The following is a 14,411-nucleotide window of genomic DNA, read 5'->3' as shown; positions in this document are numbered from 1 at the left end:
AGCGACTTTGACCAGAAGAGCGACCCTTGCCCTCAGCGCGGCCTGCGCCGTGCTGCCATTCTCCACGCCCGCGATGGCGAAACAGGGGCCGCTCGCGGAGGCCTTGGGCGCGCCGGATGATCTTGCGATCAGCGCTACCGTCCGCGCGCGGGTCGAGGGGATCGACGGGCAGTTCCGCCCGAGCCCTGCCTCAGCCGATGCGATGTTCTCGCTCCGCACCACGTTGGCAGTGGAATACGATGCAGGCCCGGTTCGCTTCGGCGGCGAGCTCTGGGATGCGCGCGCTTATGGCGAAGGGCCAGCCTCTTCGATCACGACCTCGGAAGTGAACACCGTCGAACTCGTGCAGGCCTATGCCAAAATCGAACTGGGCGATTGGCGCAAAGGTGCGAAGGGCGGGAAAGGCCTGCTGACTTTGGGCCGCCAGACCATGGATATTGGCTCGCGCCGCCTCGTCGCGCGCAACCGTTTTCGCCAGACCACCAACGGCTTCACCGGCGCGGACCTCGAATGGACAACGCACGGCGGCACGCGGCTGCAGGCGTTCTGGACGATGCCGCAGATCCGCAGGCCCGACGATCTGCCGAGCCTCAGGGACAACGCGGTCAAGTTCGATCTCGAAACTACGCGGGTGCAGTTCTTCGGCGCGCATGCCACGGTGCCGCATCTGCTGGGCGGTGTGCTGGAGACCTATGGCTACCGGCTGGCCGAGCAGGACGGCGACAATCGGCCAACGCGCAATCGCCGCCTGTGGACCTTGGGCGCGCGGGCCTTCGCCCGCCCGGCAACGGGCAAATGGGACCACGATGTCGAGGGCGCCTGGCAGTTCGGCACGGCGCGGCGCAGCGCGAGTGCGGCCGATGTGACCGACCTCGATGTCTCCGCCTGGTTCCTCCACGCCGAGGCGGGCTACACCCTGAAGGGCGGGTGGAAGCCGCGCGTGGCGGCGCTGTTCGATGCGGCAAGCGGGGATGGCGGCAGGGCCGGGCACTACGGGCGCTTCGACACGCTTTACGGCGCCCGCCGGTTCGATTTCGGGCCGACCGCGCTTTATGGCGCCTTGCAGCGGACCAACATCATCTCACCGGGTGTGCGACTGGAAGCGGTGCCGGACAAGCGCACCGATGTGATGGTCTCGTACCGCGCGATGTGGCTGGAGAACCCGCGTGACAGCTTTGCGACCACAGGCGTGCGCGATGCGAGGGGCGCATCGGGACGCTTTGCCGGACATCAGGCCGAAGCGCGGCTGCGGCACTGGCTGGTGCCCGAGGTGCTGCAGGCAGAGACCGGCGGCGCGGTGCTGTTCAAGCAGGGCTTCCTGCGCAATGCGCCCAATGCGCCGACCAGCGGCGACAGTATCTACGGCTACTTCGACCTGACACTGACGCTTTGACCAAGCTCGGCGAGGCGAGCAAGGATCGCGTGCTTCTCGGCTGCTGTGGCGGTGGGCCAGGCCATGATCTCCTCGATCGTGCGCGCGCACCCGCGGCACAGGCGGGTAAGCGGATCGAGCGTACAAGTGCCAGTGCAGGGGCTGACCGGCTCGCCGCTCATCGCTTCTCGGCGGCCAGACGGCTCATCAGCAGTGCGGCGCGCTTGGCCTGCAGATTGAGGCTGGAGAGGTCCACCGTCTCGTTGGGCGTGTGGTCGCCCCTGCTGGCCGGGCCCAGGCCGACGAGGCCGGGCACATCGGCGGCGACGAAGCTGATATCGCCCGCGCCGCGCTTGAGCGGATCGAGCGGCGGCATCGCGGGCAGGCCGAGCGCGGCGTTCACGTCGTTGAGCCGGGCCAGCAGCGCGCGGTTGGCATCGGTCGGCGCCATCGGCGGGTAACCGTCCTCGAACGTGATCCTGGCCGTAGCACCGGGGAAAGCGCGCGCGACGATGGCCGCCATCTTTTCCTGCGCGCGGGTGTTCTGTTCGGGCGAAAGCGTGCGCAAGTCGCCGCGCGCGATGGCCTTGGCCGGGATGATGTTGGTCTTGCCGGTCGCGCTGGCGTGCGCCTGGTCGGCGGCCAGCGCGGCTTCGGCCCCGCCCGCGATCATGCCAACGTTGAGCGTCAGATTGGGTTCGGGCACTTCGGCGCGGATCGCCGCCAGCATGCGCGACAAGGCGTAGATCGCGCCATCGCCATCGGCGCCGAACACGCCGCTCGAATGGCCGGACTTCGCGGTGACCTCGATCGTCCAGCTATATGCCGAGCGGCGGGCGATCGAGCCCATGTCGATCAGCTTGCCGTCCGGCCCCACATCGCGGGCGAGGCCCTCGAAATCGAGCGCGATGTCTGCCTTCTTGCCTTCGGCGATAAGGTCGGCGCGGGCGGCGGACTGCGGGTCGCCGGCGTCTTCCTCGTCGCCCGTCAGGTACGCAACCACGTTGGCGTTCCTGAGCGTGCCCGCCGCCGCCATCGCGCGCAAGGCGGCCAGCATGGCGACCACGCCGCCCTTGTCATCGGCAACACCGGGGCCGGTGGCAAATGCGCCATTGCGGGTGAACTTCTGGAACGGCGAATCCGCTTCGAACACCGTATCGAGGTGACCGATCAGCAGAAGGCGTTTTGTGCCCGGCTTACCGCTATGCGTGGCGACAAGGTGCCCCGCGCGGCCCGTCTGCTCCATCGGCAGCCACTTCACCGTGAAGCCCAGCGCCTCGAATTCGGGACGCAGCATGTCTGCCACAGCCTTGACCCCGGCGAGATTGCGCGAGCCAGAGTTCTGGTTCACCAGCTTTTCGAGCAAGGCGAGATCGCGAGGTTCGTTCGCTTCGACCGCCGCGACCATGCGCTTTTCCGGCGTGGTGAGCGCGGGCGCGGCAAGTGCGCTGGCAGGAAGCAGAAGCGAGGCGGCGAGGAACGCAGAGGCGAGGCGGTTTTGCATCGGGAGGTGATAGAACCACAGCCCCTTGCTTGGGAAGCCCGCTGGCACTTCGCGTAATTTCCTTGCTTTCACGCGCAATTGCATATAGGCGCACTTTCAGCAGGACTGGCGAGCGGACGTTCCGCCGCAGGCCCGGGCTAGCGTGAGGTTGCGCCGTTCAGGGCGTGAACCCGCCCCGGTCGAACAGCTGCTTCGCTTGGCTTCCCCTTCACGCATGGGTCGCATGGACGACCCTTTGCCTGCGCGCCGCATGAAGCCGCGCGCGCCATTCAACGATTGGATTCCCATGTCTTATTTCAGCGATCTCGGCCTTGCCGAGCCGATCCTCCACGCGCTTGCCAGCAAGGGTTACACCGACCCGACGCCGATCCAGCGCCAGTCCATCCCCGCGCTGCTTGAGGGGCGCGACCTTCTTGGCATCGCGCAGACCGGCACAGGCAAGACCGCAGCCTTCGCGCTGCCTTCGCTCCACCGCCTCGCCGCCAATCCGCAGCCGCGCAAGCCCGCCTCGTGCCGCATGCTGGTGCTTTCGCCGACGCGTGAACTCGCCGCGCAGATCGCCGAGAACATCGCCGCCTATGCCAAGAACCTGCGCCTGACGGTCGATTGCGTGTTCGGCGGCGTGCCGGTGGGCAAGCAGGCCCGCCGCCTCGTGCCGGGCTGCGACATCCTCGTCGCGACGCCGGGCCGCCTGCTCGACCTGATCGACCAGCGCGCGCTCACGCTGGGCCGGGTCGAGATCTTCGTGCTCGACGAAGCTGACCAGATGATGGACCTCGGCTTTATCCATGCGCTCAAGCGCGTGGCCAACCTGCTACCCAAGCAGCGCCAGAGCCTGTTCTTCTCGGCCACCATGCCCAAGGCGATTGCCGACCTCGGCAAGCAGTTCATCAACAATCCGGTGCGTGTGGAAGTAACGCCGCAGGCGACCACGGCCGAGCGCGTCGAGCAGTACGTTACGTTCGTCAACCAGGCCGAGAAGCAGGCTCTGCTCACGCTGCGTATCCGCGCGCTGCTGGCGGACAAGACGCTTGACCGCGCGCTGGTGTTCACCCGCACCAAGCACGGCGCGGACCGCGTGGTGCGTCACCTCTCCGCTGCCTCGATCAGCGCCCGCGCGATCCATGGCAACAAGAGCCAGGCGCAACGCACCGCCGCGCTGGATGCGTTCCGGCAGGGCTCGTGCCCGATCCTCGTCGCCACCGACATCGCCGCGCGCGGGATCGACGTGAGCGGGGTGAGCCACGTGTTCAACTTCGAGCTGCCCAACGTGGCGGAGCAGTACGTCCACCGCATCGGCCGCACCGCGCGTGCGGGCGCGGATGGCGAGGCGATCAGCTTCTGCGCGCCGGACGAGAAGCCCTACCTGCGCGATATCGAGAAGCTCACGCAGGTGAAGCTCACCCCGCTGCCGCTGCCCGAGGGCTTCCAGGCCGAAGCCGCGAAGCTTCCCGCCGTCAGCCGCAAGCCCGACGAGGCCGAGCGCGACGCACGGCGCGACGAGCGCGATCAGCGCGGGCGCTTCGGCGATCGCGGTGCGCCGCGTGGGGAGCGTCGTCGCGACGACCGTTCGCCGGGTGGCCGCGCGCAGGGCCGTGATGGCCGCCCGCGCGACGCCAATCCTGCTCGCGCGAACAATGATCGCGGCCCGGTCGGCAATCCCGTCCGCGCCGAGCGCACCGAAGCACCGCAGGGCGAGCGGCGCGAAGGCCAGAAGAAGCCGTTTCGTCCGCAGGGACCGGGACGCGGTCCCGGCGGCAACGGGGGCATGGGCCAGCACCGCAACAAGGTCCGCCGCGTCGTCTGACCGGCGTGCGGTGCCTGTGGACTGACCCAACGGCCGTCTGTCCACTGGCGCACCGCCTTGGCATAGAGAGCGCCGTGTTCCTGACTTCCTCTCCCCACGCTACCGGAGCGATCCCCGCATGAGCGAGCTGTGGCTGACCGCAGCGATCATGACGGTGATCATCGCCGCGCGCTATCTCGCGGTAAGCGGGCTCTTCGCTTGGCTGACCAAGCTGGTGCGCCCCGGCCATTACGATGGCCTTGACCGCCAGATGCGCAGCGAGATCGCGTGGAGCCTCGCTTCCGCCGCGATCTATGGTGTGCCGGCGGGCATCATCGCCTGGGGCTGGCAGCACCATGGCTGGACGCGGGTCTACACCGATGCGAACGCCTGGCCGCTGTGGTGGTTGCCGCTCTCGCTGTTGGTCTACCTCGCGCTCCACGATACGTGGTTCTACTGGACGCACCGGCTGATGCACCGCCCCCGCGTGTTCCGCGCGGTGCATGCGATCCACCATGCCAGCCGCCCGCCTACAGCTTGGGCAGCGATGAATTTCCATCCCGTGGAGGCCGCGATTGTCGGCCTGTTCATTCCCGCGCTGGTCTTCGTGGTGCCGATCCACGCCGGCGTGCTGGGGCTCGTATTGATGGTGATGACCGTGATGGGAGTCACAAATCATATGGGTTGGGAAATGTTTCCCAAGGCACTTGTTCACTCAACTGTAGGGCAATGGGTGATAACAGCGAGTCATCACCATCGTCATCACGAGCTCTATCGATGCAATTACGGCCTTTATTTCCGGTTCTGGGATCACGTCTGCGGGACCGACAAGGGTCTGTCCGCGCCATGATGCGCAAGGGACTTCCGCTTGGCGTGGCGGTGATCGCTGCACCGGCTGCGATGGCGGCTATGCCGTTGCCGCAGATTCTGGGCGCAGCGAATGCGTCCGAAGCAAGCTCGATCCTCGTCGAGATCGACGGGCTGCGTTCGAATCGCGGGCAGATCATGGCCTGCATGACCGCCAATCCCAAAACCTTCCCCGATTGCCAGAAGGACCCGCACGCGCGGCACCTCACCGTACCGGCGGCGAACGGAGAGACCGTAGAGTTCCGGGACGTGCCGCAGGGCCGCTATGCCATTGCGCTGTTCCATGACGAGAATGGCAATGGCCGGATGGACAAGATGATGATGCTCCCGCGCGAAGGTTTCGGCTTCTCGCGCGATGCGCCGCTGCAATTCGGCCCACCCCGATTCGGCGCGGCGTCGTTCCAGGTCGGTCCGGCGCAGCTGAAGACCGCAATCAAGGTTCGCTATATCCTGTAACATTTGCTTGCGCGGCGGCGCGGCATCGGGAATGGGCTGAAAGCCTCATGCTTTGTCGGAGAAGTGTGTGCCTGATGCCCTGACCGGAGCGCAGCCGCTGCGCTCGCTGCTTTACATGCCGGCGAGCAACCGCCGCGCTGTCGACAAGGCACGCGCGTTGCCGTGCGATGCCGTCGCGCTCGATCTCGAAGATGCCGTCGCGCCCGAGATGAAGGACGAGGCCCGCGCCGCGCTGGTCGAGGAACTGACCGCGGGCGGCTTCGGACACCGGCAGATGATCGCGCGGATCAATCCGCTGGGTTCGCCCTGGGGCAAGGCCGATCTGGCGGCGCTCGCTCGCGCGCCGCTCCACGCCGTGCTGGCGCCGAAGGTGGATGATGCCGCCGACGTGGTCGCGCTGTCGGTCGCGATGGACGGTGCAGGCTATGATCCTGCCGTGCGGCTGTGGGTGATGATCGAGACGCCGCAGGCCGTGCTCGCGCTGGAGCGGATTGCGCAGTCGGCTCGGATTTCGCGGCTCGCGGGCTTTGTGCTGGGGCTCAACGATCTCGCCAAGGAAACAGGCATGGCGCAAGTGCCGGGCCGCACCGGGTTCGTGCCGGTGATGGTGCAGGCGCTGATGGCGGCGCGCGCCTATGGCCTCGTCCTGCTCGACGGGGTGTGCAATGCGATCGACGATGCCGCGCGGCTCGAAGCGGAATGTACGCAGGCGCGCGAACTGGGGTTCGATGGCAAGACGCTGATCCATCCCTCGCAGGTCGAAACCGCCAACCGCGTCTTTGCGCCGGGAAAGGCGGAAGTCGCCGAAGCAGAGGCTATCGTGGCGGCCTTTGCCGACCCGGCGAACGCAGGCAAGGGCGCGCTCAAGGTCGGCGGCAAGATGGCAGAGCTGCTCCACCGCGACATGGCGGTGAAGCTGCTGGCCAAGGCGGCGGCCATCGCCGCACGCTGACTCCATTATCGAACGATTGCGCGCAGAGACGCGGCGCAACTTAAACACATCTTTACCATGTTGCGCCATGACCGATCCCATCGCACGACCACGGGGACTGGTTCATGGATACGTATCGCGGCATTTCCACGGAAGGTCGGGAGGGGCAGGAGCCCCTCGACTATGCCGCCGACTATACCGGTTACGAGGAATCAATCGACGAGCGGGGTGCTGTCGCGCCGCCGCCGCCGCCCATCGGGCAGGACGAGCGCCGCATGCAGGTGCGCGCCTACAATTTCTGGGCGAGCCTGCTCGATCAGGGCCAGTTTCCGCCGGTGCAGACGCTGCTTGACGGGCAGATGCCCGATTTTGCCGACCATTCGGTGCTGCTGCACTTCGACAATGGCATCGAGGACCCGGCCATCCCGTTCCTTGGTCAGGTGCTCGCCGATGAATGCGAAGCCGGCAGCCCGCTTCGCCGCCTGAGCGACATTCCCGGCCGCTCGCTGCTCTCGCGCATCACCGACCACTACCTGCAGATCATCGCCAATCAGGCACCGATCGGATTCGAGGCCGAATTCGTCAACCAGCGCGGCAAGACGATCCTCTACCGTGGCATCCTGCTGCCGTTCTCGACCGACAACGAGACGATCGACTACCTCTACGGGGTCATCAACTGGAAGGAACTGGCCGATCAGCAGACCACCGATGCCCTGCTGCTCGAAGTCGACCAGGCGCTCGACCAGCGCCCGAGCAGCGCGACGCTGGCCCCGCGCCGTGCGTCCGCCGTACCGCTGGGCGGCTGGGCGGATGGCCCCGATGCAGACAGCCACCCGCTCGATCTTGCCGAAATCGGGGCCGAGATCATCCCGGAAGAGGCCGCTCTGCCCGGAGAAGCTTACGGGCTCGAAGACCCTGTCCCTGCCTGCCTTGCCGACTGGCTCGCTTCCGCTCGCGACCTGGCGCACATCGCCCATGCCAGCGAGGACCGCACCCGCGGCGCGCTCTATGCTGCCATTGGCCGGGCCTGGGACTTCGCGCTTGCAGCAGAGGAAGCAGCCGACGACTATGCCGAAATGCTTGCGGACGCAGGCCTCACCATGCAGGCCCGCGCGCCGTTGACGCCGCTGGTCAAGCTGGTGTTCGGCGCGGACTACGACAAGACGCGCATTGCCGAATACACCACCGCGTTGACCCATGCGCAGCGCCTCGGGCTGGGCATTGGCGAACTCGGGGCCTACCTCGCATCGGCTTCCGGCGGGCTCAAGGGTGTCGTCGCGCTGGAACGCAAGCTGCGCCGCGAGGAGACCGGCAAGACCGCGCCGAAGCCGCGCGCGCCGTTGATCGAGGGGTTGCGCGCGCTCGATCACAAGCCGCTCTATGCGCTGGAGCCCGAAGGCGCGGAATTTGCACTCGTCATGGTGCGCCGCCTCGCCAGCGGCCCCGCCGTGCTGCTGGGCGAGATCGCTGACGACCAGCCAATGCTGGAGCGCGCGGCGCGCCGCCTGCTGGGCTGAAGGGCCGCTTTCCCGTCTGCACAAAAGCGTCTAGCCATGGCTCATGGCTGACGTCCTTACTCCAACCTGCAAACCGCGCCGCCGCTGGCTGGTGTGGACTCTTGCCGTGCTGGCCCTTCTCGGAGTCGGCGGATTTCTCCTCTATCGGCAAGCACTTGCGACAGAGGCCGTGGCAATGCTGGATACGGCCGACCGCATCCTGCATGGCGGCGACGGTACAATCCACGAAGTAGCCGCCGTGCGCTATGGCAGTGATCCGGCACAGAAGCTTGAAATGTTCCTCCCCGCCGGTGCGGCGAAAGGTCCTTTGCCCATCATCGTCTTCATCCATGGCGGCGGCTGGCGTTCGGGCGATCCGCACGACTACCGTTTTATCGCCCGCGCGCTGGCGCCGCAGGGTTATGCCGTGGTGCTGGCAGGCTACCGGCTCTATCCCAAGGCGCAGTACCCAGGCATGCTGGAGGACGGCGCCGCCGCGGTGCGCTGGGTGGCGGACCATGCCGCTGCGCTGGGCGGCGATCCCAAGCGCGTGGTGCTGATGGGCCACTCCGCCGGAGCCTACAACGCGGTGATGCTCGGGCTTGACCAGCGCTGGCTGGCGGCAAAGGGCCTAGATGCCAACACACTGCGCGGGGTGGTAGGTCTGGCTGGCCCCTATGACTTCTACCCCTTCGAGAGCGAGGCGACCAGGTTGAGCTTCGGCAAGGCGCCGAATCCCGAGGAGACCCAGCCGGTGGTCCACGCCCGCGCCGGAGGGCCGCCGCTGCTGCTCGTCCACGGCATCGCCGATACCCGCGTGCGACCGCGCAATTCAGTCGAGCTTGCCCGCACGATGACCCGCGCTGGAGCGCCGACCCGCGCCGTGCTGCTGGACGGCGTGACGCATGAAGGCCTCATCATGATGTTCGCACGGCCCTTCTCGCGCGATTCGCGGGCCTTCGATGCCGTGCTGCCGTTCCTCGCCAAGGTGACCGCTTCACCGGCGGTTCAGGCGAGCGGCAGATAAGCTCCGGCCACCGTGACCCGATCCTTACCTCGCCGCATCGGACAAGCCGTCGCAGCCGGCATCGCGCTGTTCCTCGCGCCCACGCCAGCCTCAGCGCAATCGGTCTTGCGCGATGCGGAGACTGAAGCCTTCTTTCAGGACATGGCCGCGCCGATCGTCGCAGCCGCCGGGTTCAACCCGCGCGCGATCGATCTGGTGCTGCTCAACGACCCTTCGATCAACGCCTTCGTGGCGGGCGGGCAGGCGGTTTACATCCACTCCGGCCTGATCAGCGCGGCGGACAACGCGCAGGAAGTCCAGGGCGTTTTCGCGCACGAACTGGGCCATATCACCGGCGGACACGTGATCCGCGGTGACGAGGGCGGCAAGCCCGCCACCGGGATCACGCTGCTCAGCCTGCTGCTGGGCGCCGCAGCGGCAGCGGCGGGTTCGGGCGATGCGGGTATCGGCATTCTGATGGCCGGGCAGCAGGCCGCGCTCGGCAAGTACCTCGCCTTCAGCCGCGCGCAGGAATCCTCGGCGGATGCCGCCAGCGTCGGCTTCCTGTCGAAGGCGGGCATCTCGGGCAAGGGCTCGATCGACTTCTTCAAGAAGCTGCAGAACCTCGAGTTCCGCTATGGCTTCAAGCGCAATGCGGACGCCGAGTTCTATTCCACCCACCCGCTGACCGCGGATCGCCTCACCACGCTGCAGGATTCGTTCTCGCAGGACCCGTCGTGGAACAAGCCGGGCGATGCGGCGCTGCAGGCGCGGTTCCTGCGGGTGAAGGCCAAGCTTGTCGGCTATCTCGCCGAGCCTTCCGCCACGCTTGCCGCCTATCCCGATTGGATGCAGGACGCGCCCGCACACCTCGCGCGCGCCTATGCCTACCACAAGGAAGCGCTCATGGACAAAGCGCTGGCCGAGACCGACGCGCTGCTTAAGCTCGATCCGAACGATCCCTATGCGCTTGAACTCAAGGGGCAGGTCCTGCTCGAATCGGGCAAGCCGGCCGATGCCATTGCCCCGCTACGCCGCGCGACTGAACTCACCCGCAACGCCCCGCTCATCGCCACCACGCTCGGCCATGCGCTGCTGGCGACCGAGAACAAGGCCAATTTTCCCGAGGCCGAGCGCGTGCTGAAGACGGCCGTGGGGCGCGACCGCGACAATCCCTTCGCGTGGTATCAACTCGGCGTCGTCTACGAAGCGCAGGGTGATATTCCGCGCGCACGGCTCGCCAGTGCGGAACAGCAGCTCGGCCAGTTGCAGCTGCCTGAAGCGCTGCGCAGCGCCGAGGCGGCCGAAGCCGCGCTGCCAAAGGGCTCGCCCGATTGGCTGCGTGCGCAAGACATCGCAATGTCGGCGCGCGCGATGATTGAGCGGACGCGCAAGTCGCGGTAGGCGCAGCAGGCGGCCCGTCAGGAGTTCAAGGCATGCGTTTCAGTCCGTTTCTTGCTCTGGCGCTGGTGGTCGGCGCAGCCGGTGCTGCCGGGGGCTGGTGGGCCATGCATGGCCGTGCCAGCGAGGAACAGCAAGCCGCCGCCGCTGACGCCAAGCTCGACGGCCAGCTCGCCGAAGCGGGAATTGACGCGCGCAAACGCGGCGCGATCGAGGCACTGGTGCGCAGCTATATCCTCGAACATCCCGAAATCCTGCCGGAAGCGATGGACAAGCTGCAGGCGCGCGAGACCGAAGCGCGGCTGGCCCCCTTGCGCGGCGCCCTTGAGACGCCCTTCCCCGGCGCCATTCTTGGCAACCCGCAAGGCAAGGTAACGCTGGTAGAATTCACCGACTTTTCCTGTACTTATTGCCGCAGCAGCGTCGCCGATGTCGAAGCGCTGGTGAAGGACAATCCGGACCTGCGCGTGGTGATCCGCGAGCTTCCGATCATCGGGCCCGAGAGCGAGCCCGCCGCCCGCATGGGCCTGGCCGCCGCGGCGCAGGGCAAGTACGCCGCCTTCCACAAGGCCATGTTCTCTGGCGAACGACCAAACAGCACCAGCATCGCTGCCGCCGCGAATGCAGCTGGGGTCGATGCTGCTTCCGCCACGGCCTTCACCCAGCAGCCCAGCGTGAAGCAGGAACTGGAGCGCAATATCGGCTTCGCGCGCCAGCTCGGCATCAACGGCACTCCGGCGTGGAGCGTGGGCGGCAAGCTGCTCAGCGGGGCGGTCGGGCGAGAAGCGCTGCAGGCGGCGGTCAACGCAGCCCGCAAAGGCTGATGCTGGCGCGGCTGGCGTTTGCTGTGGCCGCACTGGCACCGGGGACCCCGGCGTCCGCGCAGCCGGTCGACGATCTCCAGCAGGACGATGCGCAGGTCCAGACGATCGGCTGGCGACTGAGCCACGCCAATGCGGGTTTCTGCGCGCGGGCCGCACCGGGGATTGGCCTGCTGCTCGGCGACGCCCAGACATTCGCCGATCCTGAATTGGCGCGCGCTGCTTACGGCCTCTCCGGCGATATTGCGGTCGCGGCCGTTGCGGCAGGCAGTCCGGCGGAAGCGGCGGGCCTCGCAGTAAACGCAGTGGTGACCGCCGTCGATGGCGTGCCAGTCGGACCCGCACCGCGCAAGGGCAGCTGGGACCGCGTCTGGGCGCTGCAAACACGGCTTGAACAGGCTGCGGCGCGCGCTGGCAAGGTCTCGCTGATGCTTGGCGGCGGACGGGTTGTTACCGTCATGGCCGCACCCTCTTGCGCGGTGCGCTTCATCCTCGACGACGGGAAGAACAATGCCGGCGCCACGCGCAGCCAGGTCCGTATCGGCCGCGAGGCGCTCGATCAGCTGGGCGGCGACGAGGCAATGATCGCGGCGGTGCTCGCACACGAACTGGCCCACGCTGCGCTCGATCACGAGACGCTGCTCGGCCCGGGCAAGCGCAGCACCAATGCCGTCCGCCGCACCGAGCGCGAGGCGGACCGGCTTTCGGTGTGGATCATGGCCAATGCCGGTTATCCGCCAGAAGCGGCTCTGCGCATGATCCGCCTGATCCAGCCGCGCGGCCTGCTGGTGATCCCCGGCGCCAGCCACGGCATGGCGAGCACCCGCATGAAGGAAATGGCCGCCGAAATCGCAGTGATGCGCGCCCAGCCCGATACGAACTGGGCGCTCCGCTTCCGGCGCGAGCCTTAGGCCGGAACCTCGGTCTTCGCGGCGGTCGTTTCCATCGCGGTGATCGCCGTTTCGTTGCGCGGCCGGGCCATCACGCGGCGCACCATCGGCTCGAAGAATTCCAGCGGCAGCGTGTCGTAGTCCGGGTCGAACGCGGCCTGATCATACTTCGCGCAGAATTCCGCGCAGGCATCGAAGTACGGATTGCCGCGATGCTTCTCGCGCACATTGCGGTCGATGCCGAGGTAGTGGAAGTAGTAATACCCTTGGAACGCGCCGTGGTTGCGGCAGATCCACAGCTCTTCCTCGCTCACGAACGGCTGGAGGATCGCGGCGGCGACTTCGGGATGGTTATAGGAGCCGAGCGTGTCGCCGATGTCATGGAGCAGCGCCATCACGACATAGCTCTCTGGGCGGCCATCGCGGTGCGCGCGGGTGGCGGTCTGCAGGCTGTGGGTCAGGCGGTCGATCGGGAAGCCCCCGAAATCGCCGTCGAGCAGCTTCAGGTGCGCAAGCACGCGGTCCGGCAGGCCGGCAGCAAAGCCGACATAGTCGCGCGCGATGATCGCCCAGTCTTCCTGCGTGCCTTCCTCCATCGAATGGAACTGCGCGCGCTCTGCGGAATCGCCGTGATGATCCATGGTTCTCTCCCTTTTGCCGGGCAGACTATCCCCTTTGCACCACCACGAAAAGCCCACCTGTGGCGCTGCGCGAAACTGTGGGGTACACAGCCCCCATGGCAATGAAGCTGCCGCTGCGCCCAACGCCGTTCTTCGGCAACAAGAACCGCGCCTTCTGGCGTCTGCAGATGCTCGGCTGGGGCGGCGCGATGCTGCTGCGCGCGCTCTCCAGCATCGCCAACGGGCAGCCCTGGTCATTCCTGATCATCGTGCTGATCGCCACGATCACCGGCTTCTCGATCAGCCTCATCCTCTCGGTGATCTACCGCGCGCTGATCAACCGCACCCCGCTGATCACCTGGGGGATCACCGCCGTCGTCCTCGCAATCGCCGTCGGCCTCTATGCCTTCATCGATTCATGGGTGATCAGCCTCTACCGGACCGAGGGCAATTCCGGCTTCGCGCAGCTGTTTCTCGGCGTGTTCTACCTCGATCTCACGCTGCTCGGCGCGTGGTCGGCACTTTACTACGCGATCAATTTCTATGTGCAGGTCGAAGAGCAGAACGACCAGCTCATGCGGCTCGAAGCGCAAGCGACATCGGCGCAGCTCGCCATGCTGCGCTACCAGCTCAATCCGCACTTCCTGTTCAACACGCTGAACTCGATCTCCACGCTGGTGCTGCTCAAGCAGACCGAACCCGCCAATGCGATGCTCAGCCGCCTCTCCTCGTTCCTGCGCTATACGCTGATCAACGAACCCACCGGGCGCGTCACCGTGGCGCAGGAAGTGGAGACGCTGAAGCTCTACCTCGACATCGAGCGGATGCGCTTCGAGGAGCGGCTCGCTACCGAATTCCGCATCGACGAGGAGGCATCGCCAGCGCTGATGCCGTCGCTGCTGCTGCAGCCTTTGGTGGAAAACGCGATCAAGTACGCCGTCAGCCCGCTCGAGGAAGGGGCGACGATCACCATAGCGGCGCAACTCGTCGGCCCGGTGCTGCGGGTCACCGTGTCCGACACCGGCCCGGGGTTGCAACCGGGCACCGACCCTTCGACATTGTTCGGCGTGACCAGTTCTCCCTCGGACTCCACGCGCGTCGGCCTCGCCAATATCCGCGACCGGCTTGCCCAGGCCTATGGCGAGAACCAGCGGTTCGAAATCGGCGAGCGGCCAGGCGGAGGCTTTCAGGTGGTGATCGAACTGCCCTTCGAAGCACGAGAAACTCACGCAGCGTCGCTTGCCAGTCAGCAAAGGTAGCG

Annotated in this window: 14 protein-coding genes; 11 read left to right on the top strand and 3 right to left on the bottom strand. The window is 66.9% G+C overall.

Annotation, left to right across the window (positions count from 1 at the left end):
* Positions 1-7 precede the first annotated feature (7 nt).
* Entirely contained in the window at positions 8-1,393 is a 1,386-nt protein-coding gene (locus IP83_RS06825; RefSeq protein WP_231624943.1) for an alginate export family protein, read from the top strand.
* Here IP83_RS06825 and IP83_RS19540 read toward each other — a convergent pair.
* Entirely contained in the window at positions 1,366-1,554 is a 189-nt protein-coding gene (locus IP83_RS19540; RefSeq protein WP_082364546.1) for a DUF1289 domain-containing protein, read from the bottom strand. The genes IP83_RS06825 and IP83_RS19540 overlap by 28 nt on opposite strands.
* Positions 1,551-2,876, bottom strand: coding sequence for a M20/M25/M40 family metallo-hydrolase (locus IP83_RS06820; RefSeq protein WP_054121503.1), 1,326 nt, complete (start codon positions 2,874-2,876; stop codon positions 1,551-1,553). The genes IP83_RS19540 and IP83_RS06820 overlap by 4 nt, the downstream gene beginning before the upstream one ends.
* 286 nt (positions 2,877-3,162) lie before the next feature.
* On the opposite strand from IP83_RS06820, the gene IP83_RS06815 reads away from it, so the two are divergent.
* The 9 genes from IP83_RS06815 to IP83_RS06775 all read left to right on the top strand — a co-directional run bounded on the left by IP83_RS06815 (position 3,163) and on the right by IP83_RS06775 (position 12,551).
* Positions 3,163-4,683, top strand: coding sequence for a DEAD/DEAH box helicase (locus IP83_RS06815; RefSeq protein WP_054121502.1), 1,521 nt, complete (start codon positions 3,163-3,165; stop codon positions 4,681-4,683).
* A gap of 118 nt (positions 4,684-4,801) precedes the next feature.
* On the top strand, positions 4,802-5,512 hold the full coding sequence (locus IP83_RS06810) for a sterol desaturase family protein (RefSeq protein ID WP_054121446.1): 711 nt from the start codon (positions 4,802-4,804) through the stop codon (positions 5,510-5,512).
* Positions 5,509-5,985 (top strand): DUF2141 domain-containing protein, encoded by a 477-nt coding sequence (locus IP83_RS06805; RefSeq protein ID WP_231624942.1) that lies wholly within the window; start codon positions 5,509-5,511, stop codon positions 5,983-5,985. The genes IP83_RS06810 and IP83_RS06805 overlap by 4 nt, the downstream gene beginning before the upstream one ends.
* Positions 5,986-6,052: 67 nt before the next feature.
* On the top strand, positions 6,053-6,937 hold the full coding sequence (locus IP83_RS06800) for a CoA ester lyase (protein ID WP_231624941.1): 885 nt from the start codon (positions 6,053-6,055) through the stop codon (positions 6,935-6,937).
* A 104-nt stretch (positions 6,938-7,041) separates the two neighbouring features.
* Positions 7,042-8,433 (top strand): hypothetical protein, encoded by a 1,392-nt coding sequence (locus IP83_RS06795; protein WP_156309607.1) that lies wholly within the window; start codon positions 7,042-7,044, stop codon positions 8,431-8,433.
* A 43-nt stretch (positions 8,434-8,476) separates the two neighbouring features.
* Positions 8,477-9,439 carry an alpha/beta hydrolase gene (locus IP83_RS06790; RefSeq protein ID WP_054121445.1) on the top strand — a complete coding sequence of 321 codons (963 nt, stop codon included), beginning with the start codon at positions 8,477-8,479 and terminating at the stop codon, positions 9,437-9,439.
* Between the two features lie 36 nt (positions 9,440-9,475).
* The gene (locus IP83_RS06785) at positions 9,476-10,822 is read left to right on the top strand and encodes a M48 family metalloprotease (RefSeq protein WP_231624949.1); all 1,347 of its coding nucleotides are present in this window, start codon (positions 9,476-9,478) and stop codon (positions 10,820-10,822) included.
* Between the two features lie 32 nt (positions 10,823-10,854).
* Complete coding sequence (locus IP83_RS06780) at positions 10,855-11,643, top strand: DsbA family protein (RefSeq protein WP_054121443.1); 789 nt, start codon at positions 10,855-10,857, stop codon at positions 11,641-11,643.
* Positions 11,643-12,551, top strand: a complete 909-nt coding sequence (locus tag IP83_RS06775) for a PDZ domain-containing protein (protein ID WP_054121442.1) — start codon at positions 11,643-11,645, stop codon at positions 12,549-12,551. Before IP83_RS06780 ends, IP83_RS06775 begins: the two co-directional genes overlap by 1 nt.
* Here IP83_RS06775 and IP83_RS06770 read toward each other — a convergent pair.
* The gene (locus tag IP83_RS06770; protein ID WP_054121441.1) at positions 12,548-13,171 is read right to left on the bottom strand and encodes an HD domain-containing protein; all 624 of its coding nucleotides are present in this window, start codon (positions 13,169-13,171) and stop codon (positions 12,548-12,550) included. The two genes, IP83_RS06775 and IP83_RS06770, sit on opposite strands and share 4 nt — an antisense overlap.
* A gap of 95 nt (positions 13,172-13,266) precedes the next feature.
* On the opposite strand from IP83_RS06770, the gene IP83_RS06765 reads away from it, so the two are divergent.
* On the top strand, positions 13,267-14,409 hold the full coding sequence (locus tag IP83_RS06765) for a sensor histidine kinase (protein ID WP_054121498.1): 1,143 nt from the start codon (positions 13,267-13,269) through the stop codon (positions 14,407-14,409).
* Positions 14,410-14,411: the final 2 nt, after the last annotated feature.

The organism is Novosphingobium sp. AAP93, from assembly GCF_001296055.1.
In the GTDB taxonomy this organism is placed as follows: Bacteria; Pseudomonadota; Alphaproteobacteria; order Sphingomonadales; family Sphingomonadaceae; genus Novosphingobium.
The sequence above is the reverse complement of the archived record's forward strand: the minus strand, read 5'-3'. Positions and strand labels throughout refer to the sequence as shown.